Origin of the sequence: Klebsiella pneumoniae complex sp. WS1778 (assembly GCF_049472055.1) — a bacterium.
Lineage (GTDB): Bacteria > Pseudomonadota > Gammaproteobacteria > Enterobacterales > Enterobacteriaceae > Klebsiella > Klebsiella quasipneumoniae.
In genome coordinates this window covers 1,336,386-1,351,975 of sequence record NZ_JBKGTJ010000001.1, presented here as the reverse complement: position 1 = coordinate 1,351,975, position 15,590 = coordinate 1,336,386, and the positions used below count along the sequence as shown (strand labels likewise).

General features: G+C 60.1%; 15 protein-coding genes. 10 read left to right on the top strand and 5 right to left on the bottom strand.

The window, feature by feature from the left end; genetic code table 11:
• Positions 1 to 56: 56 nt before the first annotated feature.
• From ACLEXF_RS06915 to ACLEXF_RS06900, 4 genes are all read right to left on the bottom strand, one after another.
• Positions 57 to 725 (bottom strand): ABC transporter permease, encoded by a 669-nt coding sequence (locus tag ACLEXF_RS06915; protein ID WP_004203269.1) that lies wholly within the window; start codon positions 723 to 725, stop codon positions 57 to 59.
• Positions 725 to 1,354: an ABC transporter permease gene (locus tag ACLEXF_RS06910; protein ID WP_004203268.1), complete on the bottom strand. Its 630-nt coding sequence runs from the start codon at positions 1,352 to 1,354 to the stop codon at positions 725 to 727. Before ACLEXF_RS06910 ends, ACLEXF_RS06915 begins: the two co-directional genes overlap by 1 nt.
• Entirely contained in the window at positions 1,347 to 2,435 is a 1,089-nt protein-coding gene (locus tag ACLEXF_RS06905) for an ABC transporter ATP-binding protein (protein ID WP_017899866.1), read from the bottom strand. The genes ACLEXF_RS06910 and ACLEXF_RS06905 overlap by 8 nt, the downstream gene beginning before the upstream one ends.
• Positions 2,436 to 2,872: 437 nt before the next feature.
• Complete coding sequence (locus ACLEXF_RS06900; protein WP_032447029.1) at positions 2,873 to 2,995, bottom strand: hypothetical protein; 123 nt, start codon at positions 2,993 to 2,995, stop codon at positions 2,873 to 2,875.
• Between the two features lie 197 nt (positions 2,996 to 3,192).
• Here ACLEXF_RS06900 and tdcA point away from each other — a divergent pair, with 197 nt between their 5' ends.
• From tdcA to pflB, 5 genes are all read left to right on the top strand, one after another.
• Positions 3,193 to 4,131 (top strand): transcriptional regulator TdcA, encoded by a 939-nt coding sequence (tdcA, locus tag ACLEXF_RS06895; RefSeq protein WP_004203266.1) that lies wholly within the window; start codon positions 3,193 to 3,195, stop codon positions 4,129 to 4,131.
• A gap of 93 nt (positions 4,132 to 4,224) precedes the next feature.
• Positions 4,225 to 5,214, top strand: a complete 990-nt coding sequence (gene tdcB, locus ACLEXF_RS06890) for a bifunctional threonine ammonia-lyase/L-serine ammonia-lyase TdcB (RefSeq protein ID WP_004203265.1) — start codon at positions 4,225 to 4,227, stop codon at positions 5,212 to 5,214.
• A 25-nt stretch (positions 5,215 to 5,239) separates the two neighbouring features.
• The gene (gene tdcC, locus ACLEXF_RS06885) at positions 5,240 to 6,571 is read left to right on the top strand and encodes a threonine/serine transporter TdcC (protein ID WP_004203264.1); all 1,332 of its coding nucleotides are present in this window, start codon (positions 5,240 to 5,242) and stop codon (positions 6,569 to 6,571) included.
• A gap of 27 nt (positions 6,572 to 6,598) precedes the next feature.
• Complete coding sequence (gene tdcD, locus ACLEXF_RS06880; RefSeq protein WP_064189411.1) at positions 6,599 to 7,807, top strand: propionate kinase; 1,209 nt, start codon at positions 6,599 to 6,601, stop codon at positions 7,805 to 7,807.
• 29 nt (positions 7,808 to 7,836) lie between these two features.
• The gene (gene pflB, locus ACLEXF_RS06875) at positions 7,837 to 10,131 is read left to right on the top strand and encodes a formate C-acetyltransferase (RefSeq protein WP_043520516.1); all 2,295 of its coding nucleotides are present in this window, start codon (positions 7,837 to 7,839) and stop codon (positions 10,129 to 10,131) included.
• A 51-nt stretch (positions 10,132 to 10,182) separates the two neighbouring features.
• Here pflB and ACLEXF_RS06870 read toward each other — a convergent pair whose 3' ends face one another.
• Positions 10,183 to 10,329 carry a hypothetical protein gene (locus ACLEXF_RS06870; protein ID WP_032425919.1) on the bottom strand — a complete coding sequence of 49 codons (147 nt, stop codon included), beginning with the start codon at positions 10,327 to 10,329 and terminating at the stop codon, positions 10,183 to 10,185.
• 289 nt (positions 10,330 to 10,618) lie between these two features.
• Here ACLEXF_RS06870 and ACLEXF_RS06865 point away from each other — a divergent pair, with 289 nt between their 5' ends.
• From ACLEXF_RS06865 to ACLEXF_RS06845, 5 genes are all read left to right on the top strand, one after another.
• A complete protein-coding gene (locus ACLEXF_RS06865; protein ID WP_025999207.1) occupies positions 10,619 to 11,677 on the top strand; it encodes a branched-chain amino acid ABC transporter substrate-binding protein in 1,059 nt (352 codons plus the stop codon).
• Positions 11,678 to 11,786: 109 nt separating this feature from the next.
• The gene (locus tag ACLEXF_RS06860; protein WP_017899862.1) at positions 11,787 to 12,701 is read left to right on the top strand and encodes an ABC transporter permease subunit; all 915 of its coding nucleotides are present in this window, start codon (positions 11,787 to 11,789) and stop codon (positions 12,699 to 12,701) included.
• Positions 12,702 to 12,710: 9 nt separating this feature from the next.
• Positions 12,711 to 13,997 (top strand): high-affinity branched-chain amino acid ABC transporter permease LivM, encoded by a 1,287-nt coding sequence (gene livM, locus ACLEXF_RS06855; protein WP_106938938.1) that lies wholly within the window; start codon positions 12,711 to 12,713, stop codon positions 13,995 to 13,997.
• The gene (locus ACLEXF_RS06850) at positions 13,994 to 14,869 is read left to right on the top strand and encodes an ABC transporter ATP-binding protein (protein ID WP_004148803.1); all 876 of its coding nucleotides are present in this window, start codon (positions 13,994 to 13,996) and stop codon (positions 14,867 to 14,869) included. The genes livM and ACLEXF_RS06850 overlap by 4 nt, the downstream gene beginning before the upstream one ends.
• On the top strand, positions 14,866 to 15,585 hold the full coding sequence (locus tag ACLEXF_RS06845; RefSeq protein ID WP_032456283.1) for an ABC transporter ATP-binding protein: 720 nt from the start codon (positions 14,866 to 14,868) through the stop codon (positions 15,583 to 15,585). Before ACLEXF_RS06850 ends, ACLEXF_RS06845 begins: the two co-directional genes overlap by 4 nt.
• Positions 15,586 to 15,590 lie beyond the last annotated feature (5 nt).

Here is a 15,590-nt window from a genome sequence, read left to right as displayed (position 1 = left end):
CCTCTTTTATTTTCAGGTTAATCAGCGCCAGGCGCTGGGGTCATGTCAGTGTCACGCTAATAAGGCGCGGCAATACGGCGATGAACCAGGCGGCCGGCGCAGCGGGCGAAAAGCAGTTCGCCGCCTATCGCCAGCAGGGAAACCACCAGCGAGCCGCCGATCACCTGCGGGATATCCCGTTGCCCGAGTCCGTCGATCAGAAATCGTCCCAACCCGCCCAGACCGGCATAGGCTGCGACCACCGCCGTGGCGATAAGCTGAACCAGCGCGGTGCGCACTCCGGCGAGGATCAGCGGCGCCGCCAGCGGGATCCGCACCTGCCACAGGCTTTGCCAGGGGGTCATGCCCAGCGCGATGGCCGCATCGCACAGCGGGCGGTCGGCGTGATAAATCCCCACCCAGGTGTTAGTGAGAATCGGCGGAATAGAAAGCGCGATAAGCGCCGCCAGCACCGGGATATCGTTAAAGCCAAAAACGATGATGCATAATAAAATCAGCCCTAACGAAGGGATGGCGCGGCCAAGATTAAACAGGTTGATCACCACGAAGGCGCCTTTGCGCCAGTAGCCCAGGGCGATACCAAGCGGCAGGGCAATGGCGCAGGCCACGGCCATGCTGACCAGCACGTAATAAAGGTGTTGGCCCAGGCGCAGCAGGATGCCCTCGTCGCCCAGCCAGTGCTCCGGCTGGGTCAACCAGTGAAAGGTGGCGAGAAGCAGTGTCATCATTTCGTCCACGGCGTTAGCCAGTCGCCGAGACGGGCGATCAGCCCGTCAAAGACCAGCGACAGCAGCAGGCTCAGGACCAGGCTGACGATAATCGGCGTCAGAAAGTCCTGATTAAAACCCGCCAGCAGCAGCTGTCCCAGCCCGCCCTGGCCGATCAGCGCGGTGACGGTGACCAGGCCGACCAGCGTTACCGAGGCAATGCGCAGCCCGGCAAACAAGGAGGGCAGCAGCAGCCACAGCTCGATATCGAAGAAGCGGAATCCCCGGGTGTAGCCGAGCGCCCGCGCCGACTCCAGCGCCGCCTGTGGCAGCTTTTCTATGCCGGCCAGCATGTTGCGCAACAGGATCAGCAACGAGTACAGCGTCAGGCCAATCAGCGAGGTAGTCAGCGACAGCCCGGTAAACGGCAGCAATAATATAAATAGCGCCAGCGAGGGAATGGTAAACAGCACGCCGCAAAGGGTGATGAGCGGCTGCGCCGTCGCGGGCCAGCGCAGGGTAATGGCTAACAGGCCGCCGGTGAGCAGGGAGCCGAAAAGTAGCGCCAGCAGGACCATCCGCGCATGCTGCCAGAGGAGATCGCCGATCATCGCGCGGTTATCGATAACCCAGCCCCAGTCAATCATGAGGTCTCACTCCCACCGCGCCGTCGAGCACTTGCTGCAGCAGGGCGTGAGACACCGCCCCCTGGTATTGTCCTTCGCCATCCACATGCACCAGCACGCCGGTCGCCACGTCGAGCAGCGCGCTATAGGCAAAACGCAGGCTGTGGCTGCTGGCGAGCGGGCGCTCCACCGGCAGGGTGAGACCTCGCAGCGGATCAAACCAGTGCAGCGGGCGTCGCTGGCGGTCAAGCACCAGGCGCAGCGGGCTGGCCAGCGGTGGATGGGCGCTGGCGATCGGCGTTAGCGCTTCGTCGAGCAGGGGGACATCGTGACGCGGCAGCTGGCCGACCTGTATCATGCCCAGCCGCTTCAGATTGGGTTCCGGACCAATAAAGCGGCGCACGAACTCGCTTGCCGGGTGGGCCAGAATACGGTCGGGGGTATCAAACTGCGCCAGCACGCCGCCTTCCTGGAAAATGGCGATTTTATCGCCGAGACGGATCGCTTCATTGATGTCGTGGGTCACCAGTACAATGGTTTTCTGCAGCCGCTGCTGCAACAGCAACAGCTCGTCCTGGAGGCGTTCACGGACCACCGGGTCGATGGCGGCGAAGGGCTCATCCATCAGTAAAATCGGCGGATCGGCGGCGATGGCGCGGGCGATGGCTACGCGTCCCTGCTGGCCGCCGGAGAGCTGATGCGGATAGCGGTGCAGCAGATGGCTGTCGAGCGACATCAGCGCCACCAGTTCGTCAATGCGCGCGCGGATCCGCGCTTTGCTCCAGCCCGCCAGCCGCGGTACGGTGGCGATATTTTGCGCCACGGTACGATGGGGAAAGAGCGCGGCGCTTTGCATCACGAAGCCGATCTGGCGGCGGACCTGGATAATATCAGCGTCAGCGAGGCGGACGCCCTGAATATAGACGTCGCCGCTGTCGGGAATATCCAGCTGGTTAATCATGCGCAGGATAGTCGTTTTTCCGCAGCCGCTCGGGCCGACGAAGGTGCAGAATTCGCCATGATCAATATCCAGACTGAGGTTGCGAATGGCCGGCTGGGCGCTGCCTGGGTAGGTTTTGCAAAGATGCGTTAATTTAATCATGGTGGAATTCAACACTCTGAATAATAAAGTCCTGACCCGGATAAAGTAGCGCCGGGATCCTGGCTCAAACTACAGAGCGCCTGCGGGGAGGGCAAATACGTTATTTGCATTTGCATAGTGAAAAGCTGGTTAATCAGTTGCGGTGGAAGAAAAGCCGGAAGGTTGTTTTATGGATTTGTGATCGGCAACACAAATGACTCTCAAGCGGCCACCGTAAAAAATAAATTACCAGGGTTGATTTTAATCAAAGTATGACCGCCTGCGATAGGGCGGAAAAAGCCGTACCGTCCGCCGCACAAGAAAAACTAAATTGTGAATATAATGTTTCTTTGATGTAAATAATGCCTGTGCCCTTTTCCCGCCCGCCGCAGATAAAATGTGATGCCAAACCGACTTGTCGTTAAATAAGGGCGTTGATTACGTCTGCTTTTTATTCTTTACAGCATTAATTTAATTTTCGGCTCTCTTCTCACCCTGACAGCGTTGGTTAAATAGCGTGCAAAAGGCGTATTTTTTATCGCCATTCTGCCGTCGATGTTATTGCCATCAATTATTTTTATCCCCGCATTCGGTCACGACAAAAGGCGTGCAAATAGCGTTCATGATGCTTTTAATGTATTGATTTTAATTTATTTATTCTGACTTGTGACTCTTGCTCATCCGCCGCGGCGGAGCCTTTGTGAGAGCTCTCACATAACCCGGTGATCGCGATTTGTTACACTTTCCGCCGTCAACAAAGGAATGAAAGCGAGACGTGATGAATACTTTTTCTCTGCCTAAAACTCAGCATCTGGTGGTTTTCCAGGAAGTGATCCGCAGCGGGTCAATCGGGGCTGGAGCAAAAGCGTTAGGACTCACTCAGCCGGCGGTCAGTAAAATCATTGGCGACATGGAAAGCTATTTTGGCAGCGAGTTAATCGTTCGGCGAAATACCGGCGTCTCGCTCACCGAGGCCGGGCAGGTATTTCTTAACTGGTCAGAGACAATCACCCGTGAAATGAAAAATATGGTCAATGAAATGAATGCCCTGACCAACAGCACGGTAGTGGATGTCTCCTTTGGTTTCCCCTCGCTGGTGGGGTTTACCTTTATGTCGGAGATGGTGCATCAGTTCAAAATGACCTTCCCCAAGGCGCGGGTCTCAATGTATGAGGCGCAGCTCTCCGCCTTTTTGCCGGCAATCCGCGACGGCCGCCTCGACTTCGCCATCGGGACGCTGAGCGATGAGATGAAGCTGCAGGACCTGCACGTCGAGCCGCTGTTTGAGTCTGAGTTTGTGTTGGTGGCGAACCGGGCGCGGATCGGCAACGGCACCGTCCGCCTGGCCTCGCTCCAGCACGAGCAGTGGGTGCTGCCGGAGACCAATATGGGTTACTACAGCGAACTGCTGACCACCCTGCAGCGCAGCGGCATCCGCCGCGAAAATATCGTCAATACCGATTCGGTGGTGACGATCTATAACCTGGTGCTCAATGCCGATTTTCTGACGGTCATTCCCTGCGACATGACCACGCCGTTCGGCTCGAGCCAGTTTGTCACCATCCCCATTAAAGAGGCCTTGCCGGTGGCGCGCTATGCGGCGGTGTGGTCGAAAAATTACCGGCTGAAAACCGCGGCGGCGTCGCTGGTGGAGATGGCGAAACAGTATTCATCGGGGCAGGGCAACCGCCACTGGCAGCCAATAGAAATTGCCTGACTGATAGTTATTAAATAACCCAACACCCATCCTCGCTGTTATCAGCAGGATGACGCCCGGTTATTGACTTTATCTTAAGAAACAGAGGCCATCATGCATATTACCTACGATCTTCCGGTATCGATTAACGATATTCTCGAAGCGAAACAACGCCTGGCAGGAAAGATATATAAAACGGGTATGCCGCGCTCGAATTATTTTAGCGAACGCTGCAAGGGGGAAATATTTCTTAAATTCGAAAATATGCAGCGCACGGGCTCATTTAAAATTCGCGGCGCCTTTAATAAGCTCAGCGGGTTAACCGCGGCGGAAAAACGCAAAGGGGTGGTGGCCTGCTCAGCGGGCAACCACGCCCAGGGCGTCTCGCTCTCCTGCGCCATGCTCGGCATTGACGGGAAAGTGGTGATGCCGAAAGGGGCGCCGAAATCGAAAGTCGCCGCCACCTGCGATTATTCAGCGGAGGTGGTGCTGCATGGCGATAATTTTAACGATACCCTCGCCAAAGCCAGCGATATTGTTGAACTTGAGGGCCGTATCTTTATTCCCCCCTATGACGACCCGCAGGTTATTGCCGGGCAGGGCACCATCGGTCTCGAAATATTAGAAGATCTGTATGACGTGGATAATGTCATCGTGCCGATTGGCGGCGGTGGCTTAATTGCCGGCATCGCGATTGCGATTAAATCCATTAACCCGACGATCCGTATTATCGGCGTGCAGTCGGAGAATGTTCACGGTATGGCCGCCTCCTGGTACGCCGGAGAGATCACCAGCCATCGCCACGCCGGCACTTTAGCCGATGGCTGCGATGTCGCCCGCCCGGGGAAACTGACCTATGAAATCGCCCGCCAGCTGGTGGATGACATCGTCCTCGTCAGTGAGGACGACATTCGCCAGAGCATGGTCGCCTTAATTCAGCGCAATAAAGTGATCACCGAAGGGGCCGGGGCCTTGGCCTGCGCCGCGTTATTAAGCGGCAAATTAGACAGCTATATCCAGAACCGCAAAACGGTCAGCCTGATTTCCGGCGGCAATATCGATCTCTCGCGGGTCTCGCAAATTACGGGTTTTGTTGACGCTTAATTCAATACAGAAGTGAGGACAGGATATGAGTACGACTGAGAGCATTGCATCCAGCCAGACAAGCCTTTCGTCCTGGCGTAAATCTGACACCACCTGGACCCTGGGCCTGTTTGGCACCGCTATCGGCGCCGGGGTACTGTTTTTCCCCATCCGCGCCGGCTTCGGCGGGCTGATCCCGATCCTGGTGATGCTGGTGCTGGCCTATCCCATTGCCTTCTATTGCCATCGGGCGCTGGCGCGGCTGTGCCTGTCGGGGGCTAACCCCTCCGGCAATATCACCGAAACGGTGGAAGAGCATTTTGGCAAAACCGGCGGGGTGGTGATCACCTTTCTGTACTTCTTCGCCATCTGCCCACTGCTGTGGATTTATGGCGTCACGATCACCAATACCTTCATGACCTTCTGGGAGAACCAGCTACAGATGCCGGCCCTCAACCGCGGGGTGGTGGCGCTGCTCCTGCTGCTGCTGATGGCGTTTGTCATCTGGTTTGGTAAAGACCTGATGGTCAAGGTGATGAGCTATCTGGTGTGGCCGTTTATCGCCAGCCTGGTGGTGATCTCCCTGTCTCTGATCCCTTACTGGAATAGCGCGGTGATTGACCAGGTGAACCTCAGCGATATCGCCTTAACCGGTCATGACGGCATTCTGGTGACAGTATGGCTGGGCATCTCCATTATGGTGTTCTCCTTCAACTTCTCGCCGATCGTCTCCTCGTTTGTGGTCTCCAAACGCGAAGAGTATGAAGCGCAGTTTGGCCGGGAGTACACCGAACAAAAATGTTCGCAGATTATCTCCCGGGCCAGCATGCTGATGGTGGCGGTGGTGATGTTCTTCGCCTTCAGCTGCCTGTTTACCCTCTCGCCGCAGAACATGGCGGACGCCAAGGCGCAGAATATCCCGGTGCTCTCCTATCTGGCGAATCACTTTGCCTCGATGTCGGGCACTAAATCCACCTTTGCCACCCTGCTGGAATATGGCGCGTCGATTATCGCCCTGGTGGCCATCTTCAAATCGTTCTTCGGCCACTATCTCGGCACCCTCGAGGGGCTGAACGGGCTGATCCTGCGCTTCGGCTATAAAGGGGATAAAACCCGCGTCTCCAGCGGCAAGCTCAATACCCTGAGCATGGTGTTCATCATGGGCTCGACCTGGGTGGTGGCGTATGCCAACCCCAATATCCTCGACCTGATTGAGGCCATGGGCGCGCCGATTATCGCCTCGCTACTGTGCCTGCTGCCGATGTACGCCATTCGTAAAGCGCCTTCGCTGGCCAAATACCGTGGCCGTCTCGACAACCTCTTTGTGACCGCTATTGGTCTGCTGACCATCCTCAACATCGTTTACAAACTGTTCTAATCCGACTCAGGCCACGCGGAGTACAACATGACTGAATTTCCGGTAGTTCTGGTGATCAACTGCGGCTCGTCGTCGATCAAATTTTCCGTGCTGGACGCCGCCAGCTGCGACTGCCTGCTCAACGGCGTGGCCGAGGGCATCAACGCAGACCAGGCGTCTCTCTCGCTTAACGGCGGCAAACCGGTGGCGCTGGCGCCGCGCGGCTACGAAGGCGCCCTGCAGGCGATTGCCGGGGCATTAGCCCAACGCGACCTCATCGGCAGCGTGGCCCTGATTGGCCACCGCGTCGCCCACGGCGGCGACCTCTTCACCGAGTCGGTCATTATCAGCGAGGAGGTTATCGACAATATTCGCCAGGTGTCGTCCCTGGCCCCCCTGCATAACTACGCCAGCCTCAGCGGCATCGCCTCGGCGCAGCGGCTGTTCCCGGAGGTGATGCAGGTGGCGGTCTTTGATACCAGCTTTCACCAGACCCTGGCCCCGGAAGCCTTTCTCTATGGTCTGCCGTGGGAGTATTACCAGAACCTCGGGGTGCGCCGCTATGGCTTCCACGGCACCTCGCACCGCTATGTCTCCCGGCGCGCCCTGGCGCTGCTCGGGTTGCCGGAGCAGGAGAGTGGTCTGGTGATCGCCCACCTGGGCAATGGCGCCTCGGTCTGCGCAGTGCGCAACGGCCGCAGCGTGGACACCTCGATGGGGATGACGCCGCTGGAGGGGCTGATGATGGGCACCCGCAGCGGCGATGTCGACTTCGGCGCCATGGCGTGGATTGCCGCGGAAACCCGGCAGACCCTCAGTGACCTGGAGCGGGTGGCCAACACCGCCTCCGGCCTGCTGGGGATCTCCGGCCTTTCCTCCGACCTGCGGGTGCTGGAGCAGGCCTGGCATGAGGGCCATGCCCGCGCCCGCCTGGCGATCAAAACCTTCGTCCATCGCATCGCCCGCCATATCGCCGGCCACGCCGCCGCGCTGCAGCGTCTCGACGGCATTATTTTTACCGGCGGGATTGGCGAAAACTCGGTGCTGATCCGCCGGCTGGTAAGCGAGCGGCTGGCGGTCTTTGGCCTTGAGATGGACGCCACCCGCAACCAGCAGCCCAATTCGGACGGCGAGCGTCTGATCTCCGCCGAGGGCAGTCGGGTGCGCTGTGCGGTTATCCCCACCAATGAAGAGCGCATGATTGCCCTCGATGCGATCCGCTTAGGCCGGATCCACACCGCGGCGGCGCTGGCCTGATTTTTTTATTCTGTAGAGAGACGATGTTCATGAAAGTAGATATCGACACCCACGACGCACAATACGCCGACGCCTGGCAGGGCTTTCGCGGTACGGCGTGGCAAACGCAGATTAACGTTCGCGACTTTATTCAGCATAACTACACCCCTTACGAGGGCGATGAGTCTTTCCTCGCCGACGCGACGCCGGCCACCACCGCCCTCTGGGAGCAAGTGATGGCCGGGATCCGCGTCGAGAACGCCACCCATGCGCCGGTGGATTTCGACACCAATGTCGCTACCTCCATCACCGCCCACGCGGCGGGCTATATCAACCAGCCGCTGGAAAAGATCGTCGGCCTGCAAACGGACCAGCCGCTGAAGCGCGCTCTGCATCCCTTTGGCGGCATCAATATGATCAAAAGCGCCTTCGAGGCCTATGGTCGCGAAATGGATCCTGACTTTGAGTATCAGTTTACGGCGCTGCGCAAGACCCACAATCAGGGCGTTTTTGACGTCTATTCCCCGGATATGCTGCGCTGCCGTAAATCCGGGGTGCTGACCGGGCTGCCGGACGGCTACGGTCGCGGACGGATCATCGGCGATTACCGCCGCGTGGCGCTGTACGGCATTCGCTTTCTGGTCCGCGAACGTGAGCTGCAGTTTGCCGACCTGCAGCCGGCCCTTGAACGCGGCGAGGCGCTGGAGGCCACCCTGCGCCTGCGCGAAGAGCTGGCCGAACAGCGGCGCGCGCTGCAGCAGATGCAGGAGATGGCGTCCCGCTACGGCTGCGATATTTCCCACCCGGCGCGCACTGCCCGTGAGGCGGTACAGTGGCTCTACTTCGCCTACCTGGCGGCAGTGAAGTCGCAGAACGGCGGCGCCATGTCGCTGGGGCGCACGGCCACCTTCCTCGACATCTATATTGAACGCGATCTGCGCGCCGGCTTACTGAATGAGGAGCAGGCCCAGGAGCTGATTGACCACTTCATCATGAAGATCCGCATGGTGCGTTTCCTGCGCACCCCGGAATTTGATTCGCTGTTCTCCGGGGATCCCATCTGGGCGACGGAAGTGCTGGGCGGCATGGGGCTGGATGGTCGCACCCTGGTCAGCAAAACCACCTTCCGCTATCTGCATACCCTGCACACCATGGGCCCGGCGCCGGAGCCCAACCTGACCGTGCTCTGGTCGCAGGCGCTGCCGGTGGCGTTTAAAAAATACGCCGCCCGGGTCTCTATCGCCACCTCGTCGCTGCAGTATGAGAACGACGATCTGATGCGCAGCGATTTCCACAGCGACGACTACGCCATCGCCTGCTGCGTCAGCCCGATGGTCATCGGCAAGCAGATGCAGTTCTTCGGCGCCCGCGCCAATTTGGCCAAAACGTTGCTCTACGCAATTAACGGCGGGATGGATGAGAAACTGAAGATCCAGGTGGGGCCGAAAACCGCGCCGCTGCGCGATGAGGTGCTGGACTACGACACCGTGATGGCCAGCCTCGACCACTTTATGGACTGGCTGGCGGTGCAGTACATCAGCGCGCTGAACATCATCCACTGCATGCATGATAAATACAGCTACGAGGCGGCGCTGATGGCCCTCCACGACCGCGACGTTTACCGCACGATGGCCTGTGGCATCGCCGGCCTGTCGGTGGCGGCGGATTCGCTGTCGGCAATAAAGTACGCCCGGGTGAAGCCGGTACGCGATCATCACGGGCTGGCCGTGGACTTTGTCATTGAGGGGGATTATCCGCAGTATGGCAACAACGACGATCGCGTCGATGCCATCGCCTGCGACCTGGTGGAGCGCTTTATGCGCAAAATTCAGGCGCTGCCCACCTGGCGCCAGGCGGTGCCGACCCAGTCGATCCTGACCATCACCTCCAACGTGGTGTACGGGCAGAAAACCGGCAACACGCCGGACGGACGTCGGGCGGGGACGCCGTTCGCCCCGGGTGCCAATCCGATGCATGGCCGCGATCGCAAAGGGGCGGTGGCGTCGCTGACCTCGGTGGCGAAACTGCCGTTTACCTACGCCAAAGATGGCATCTCGTACACCTTCTCCATCGTGCCGGCGGCCCTCGGCAAAGCGCCGTCGGCGCAGGAAAATAACCTGGTGGGGCTGCTGGACGGCTACTTCCATCACGAGGAGACGGTGGAGGGGGGACAGCATCTCAACGTCAATGTGCTGAACCGGGAAAAGCTGCTCGATGCGATAGAACATCCGGAGCAGTATCCGAATCTGACGATCAGGGTCTCCGGCTATGCGGTCCGCTTTAACGCGCTGACCCGCGAGCAGCAGCAGGATGTGATCTCCCGAACGTTCACCAGCCAACTCTGAGCGGCCGCCGGGCCACAGGGGAGCCCTTAACGGGCTCTCCTGTTATCATCTTCACATTACCGCAACAAAATAATCACCACTGTTGATCATATTCGCATTTTTGCACCACGCTGGCGCGCAGCGAGCGCTAACTGCATCTATGTTTAGCTCACGGGCCGGTACGGATACCGCGTTGTCCGGCTCGCCACGTGATGGCAACCAATCTCCTGACCTGAAAGGGAATGCGCCCTTGCCGGATGCGGCACGGGTTGCCGTCGCGTGCGCACCGACCGGGGCGTCCGCTCTCCGGCGCGCCCTCTCTACCTGGCGGGATTTTTGCTTCTTCCACCCTGGCCGTCCTGGCGCTGCGCCTGCGTCGGCACCACACGGTAAGTGATATTTTCTGCGTCATTCCATGACGCCAGGCTCTAAATCGCTGAGGAATATCCGAATGTCTTTGAAACTGAAAACAATGACGCTTCATGTTGTGATAGCAGGTTGTATGAGCATGGCCTTTTACGCCCAGGCTGACGTGAAGATCGGCGTCGCCGGGCCCTTCACCGGCCCCAACGCTACCTACGGCGCCCAGTACTGGAAAGGGGCCTCGCAGGCGGTGGCTGATATCAATGCCGCCGGCGGCATCAAAGGCGAAAAAATTGTGCTGGTGCAGGGGGATGACGCGTGCGAACCGAAACAGGCGGTAGCGGTGGCTAACCGGCTGGTGGACGAAGCGAAAGTCTCCGCCGTGGTGGGGCACTTTTGCTCTTCCTCAACGATGCCAGCCTCCGAGGTGTATGACGAAGCCGGGATCCTGACCATTACCCCCGGCTCCACCAACCCACAGATCACCGAGCGCGGCATGAAGGATCTCTTCCGCATGTGTGGTCGCGACGATCAGCAGGGGGCGATTGCCGCCAACTATATGCTGGACGTGCTGAAGGCGAAGAAAATTGCCGTCATCCATGATAAAGACACCTATGGCCAGGGGCTGGCCGATGCCACCCGCGCAGCGCTTGCGAAGCGGGGCACCAAAGAAGTGTTGTACGAAGGCCTCTCCCGCGGTGAAAAAGACTTTAACGCCCTGGTGACCAAGATCGGCGCCCTCAAGCCGGACGTGGTCTACTTTGGCGGCTGCCACCCTGAGGCCGGCCCGCTGGTGCGCCAGATGCGCGAGCAGGGGGTGCAGGCGAAGTTCTTCTCCGGCGACTGTATCGTCACCGAGGAGCTGGTGACGGCCGCCGGCGGGCCGCAGTTCACCAACGGCGTGCTGATGACCTTTGGTCAGGACCCGCGCACCCTCCCGGAAGGCAAAGCGGTGATCGAGAAGTTCCGCGCCAGCGGCTTTGAGCCAGAAGGCTATACCCTCTACGCCTACGCCTCCATTCAGGCTATTGCCGCGGCCTGGAACGCCGTCGGCACCGATAACGCCAAAGCCAGCGACTGGCTGAAGAACCACGACGTCGAGACGGTGATGGGCAAGAAAGCCTGGGATGGCAAAGGCGACCTCAAGGTGTCCGACTACGTGGTCTATCAGTGGGACGACAAGGGCAAATATCACCAGCTCTGATCGGCCACGACCTGAGGACGCTCTGTCCTTTTGACTTACGAATCGTCACATGACGGCGGTCGACCGGGTACCCATCCCGGCGGCCGTCGGCCTGGCGGCTGGAGGGGCTATGACGGCGTTTTTTCTACAACAACTGATCAATGGGCTGACGCTGGGGGCGGTGTACGGCTTAATCGCCATCGGCTACACCATGGTGTATGGGATCATCGGCATGATCAACTTCGCCCACGGCGAGGTGTATATGGTCTCCGCCTACCTGTGCGCCATCGGCCTGGCGCTGCTCTCTTTCTTCGGGATCCACTCCTTTCCGCTGCTGATTTTCGCCACCCTGGTGTTCACCATCGTGGTCACCGGCGTGTACGGTTGGGCGATCGAGCGCATCGCCTACCGGCCGCTGCGCAACTCGACGCGCCTGGCGCCGCTGATCTCGGCTATCGGGATGTCGCTGATCCTGCAGAACTATGTCCAGCTGAGCCAGGGGCCGAACCAGCAGGGGATCCCGACGCTGCTCAGCGGCGCGCTGCGGATGACGGTGGGCGATGGGGTGGTGCAGATTACCTGGACCAAGGTGTTTATTCTTGTCGCGGCGCTGGCGGGGATGCTGATCCTGACCTGGATTATTCAGTACACCCGGCTGGGGCGCATCTGCCGCGCCACACAGCAGGACCGGCGCATGGCGGCGATCCTTGGCATCAATACCGACCGGGTGATCTCCCTGGTGTTTGTCATCGGCGCGGCGATGGCCGGCCTGGCCGGGGTGCTGGTGACCATGAACTACGGCACCTTCGACTTCTACATCGGATTTATTATCGGCATCAAAGCCTTCACCGCCGCGGTGTTGGGCGGGATTGGCTCGCTGCCGGGCGCGATGCTGGGCGGACTGCTGCTTGGGGTGGCCGAAGCCCAGTTCGCCGGGCTGGTGAATTCGGATTACAAAGATGTCTTTTCCTTTGCGCTGCTGGTGGCGATCCTGATTTTTCGCCCGCAGGGGCTGCTGGGTCGTCCGCTGGTGGCCAAGGTCTGAGGGGGCTCTATGGGTGAACTGACGCGCCAGCCTGCGCGGGAAATCAAAAGCGCGCTGATCGACAGCGTGCTGGCCGGTCTTTGCGCATTAATTGTCTTTGGCCCGATCGTCGGCGTGGTGCTCAAAGGGTATGGCTTTACCCTCGCGCCCGCGCGGGTGGCGATTCTGGTGGCGGTGGTGATGGCCGGCAGGCTGGCGCTCAGCCTGCTGCTGCAGAGCCACAGGGGAAAAGCCTTTATTGCCCGCTTTGAGGGGGCGGATGACGGGGTGTACGTCCGGCCGCCGGGCTACCGCTCGCGGCTGCGCTGGATAATGCCGCTGCTGGTGGGGCTGGCCATTGTCTTTCCGTTTCTCGCCACAAAATATCTGCTGACCGTGGCCATCCTTGGGCTGATCTACGTTCTGCTTGGCCTGGGGTTAAATATTGTGGTGGGCCTCGCGGGGCTGCTCGATCTGGGCTATGTGGCGTTTTACGCCATCGGCGCCTACGGCCTGGCGCTGGGCTACCAGTACCTCGGGCTCGGCTTCTGGGCGATGCTGCCGCTGGGGGCGGTGATGGCGGCCCTCGCCGGGGCATTGCTCGGCTTTCCGGTGTTGCGCATGCATGGCGACTACCTGGCTATCGTCACCCTCGGCTTTGGCGAAATTATCCGCCTGGTGCTCAACAACTGGGTGAGCTTCACCGGCGGCCCTAACGGCGTACCGGTGCCGTCCCCTACGCTGTTTGGCCTCGAATTTACCCGCCGGGCTAAGGATGGCGGCATCCCCGTCCATGAGTTCTTCCACGTCAGTTACAACCCCAACCTGAAATTCATCTTTCTCTACGCCGTGCTGTGCCTGGTGGTGATGCTGGTGCTGCTGGTGAAGCATCGCCTGACGCGGATGCCCATCGGCCGCGCCTGGGAGGCGCTGCGCGAGGATGAGATCGCCTGTCGGGCGATGGGGCTCAACCACGTGCTGGTCAAGCTCTCGGCGTTTATGCTCGGCGCGTCGACCGCCGGCATCGCCGGGGTGTTCTTCGCCAGCTATCAGGGATTTGTTAACCCGACGTCGTTCACCTTTTTTGAGTCGGCGCTGATCCTGGCGATTGTGGTGCTGGGAGGAATGGGCTCCACCCTGGGGGTGGTGCTGGCGGCGTTTGTCCTGACGGTCACCCCGGAGCTGCTGCGCGGGTTTGACGAATATCGCGTGCTGCTGTTTGGCGTACTGATGGTGATGATGATGATCTGGCGGCCGCGCGGCCTGGTGCGCACCAGCCGCAGCGGGGTAGCGTGGCGAAAAGGAGTCGCGCCATGACCGACAGCATCTTACGCGTTGAGCATCTGATGATGCATTTCGGCGGCATCAAAGCGCTGAATGACGTCAATCTGGAGGTGGAGCGGGGGTCGATCACCGCCCTGATCGGCCCCAACGGCGCGGGCAAAACCACGGTATTTAACTGCCTGACCGGCTTTTATCGGGCGACGGGGGGGAGCATCGTGCTGCGGGCGCGGGAAAAGGTCACCGATGTCATTCAGGTGCTGGGGCAAAAGCTTCACCCGGACGATTTTCTCCACCCGGCGCAGCTGGGGCGGCGGATCTATTACAAGATGTTCGGCGGCACCCATCTGGTGAACCGTGCCGGCCTGGCGCGTACCTTCCAGAATATTCGCCTGTTCCGCGAGATGTCGGTGATTGAGAACCTGCTGGTGGCCCAGCATACCCAGGTTAACCGCCATCTGCTGGCCGGGATCCTCAATACCCGCGGCTATCGGCAGGCGGAGAGTCAGGCGCTGGATCGCGCTTTTTACTGGCTGGAGGTGGTGGAGATGGTGGACTGCGCCAACCGTCTGGCGGGAACGCTTTCCTACGGACAGCAGCGGCGGTTGGAGATCGCCCGCGCCATGTGCACCCGCCCGGAGATGATCTGTCTGGACGAGCCGGCGGCCGGACTCAACCCGGTGGAAACCCAGGCGCTGAGCCGGATTATCCGCTTTCTGCGCCAGCAACATGGCATCACGGTGCTACTGATCGAACATGATATGGGGATGGTGATGGAGATTTCGGATCATATCATCGTGCTCGACCACGGGGACGTCATCGCCCGCGGCGCGCCGCAGGCGATCCAGGCCAACGCCAGCGTGATTGCCGCCTATCTTGGCGCTGAGGAAGAGGAGACCCGCCGATGAGCCAGCCACTGCTTGCCTTTGATGAGGTGGATGTCTTCTACGGGCCGATCCACGCCCTGAAGCAGGTCTCCCTCACCGTCAACGAGGGGGAGACGGTGGCGCTGATTGGCGCCAACGGCGCCGGTAAATCAACGCTGCTGATGTCGGTCTTCGGCCAGCCGCGCATTGCCGGCGGGGAGATTTTCTATCGCGGGGAGGCGATCAGCCGGAAATCGACCCACTTTATCGCCAGCAACGGCATCGCCCAGGCCCCGGAAGGGCGGCGCATTTTTCCCGATATGACCGTCGAGGAGAATCTGCTGATGGGGACCATTGCCATCGGCAACCGCTATCAGGCCGAGGACAAGGCCCGGATGTACCAGCTGTTCCCCCGGCTGGAAGAGCGGCGGGGACAGCGGGCGATGACCCTCTCCGGCGGCGAGCAGCAGATGCTGGCCATCGCCAGGGCGCTGATGAGCCGGCCGCGCCTGCTGCTGCTGGATGAGCCGAGCCTGGGGCTGGCGCCGCTGGTGGTGAAGCAGATATTTCAGATCCTGCGCGAGCTGACGGCCCAGGGAATGACGCTGTTTCTGGTGGAGCAGAACGCCCGCCATGCCCTCAACCTGTCGGACCGCGCCTATGTGATGGTGAACGGTCAAATCCGCCTGAGCGGTAGCGGCCAGGCGCTGCTCAACGACCCGGAGGTGCGTAAGGCGTATCTGGGGATCAGCGGCTGAGAGAG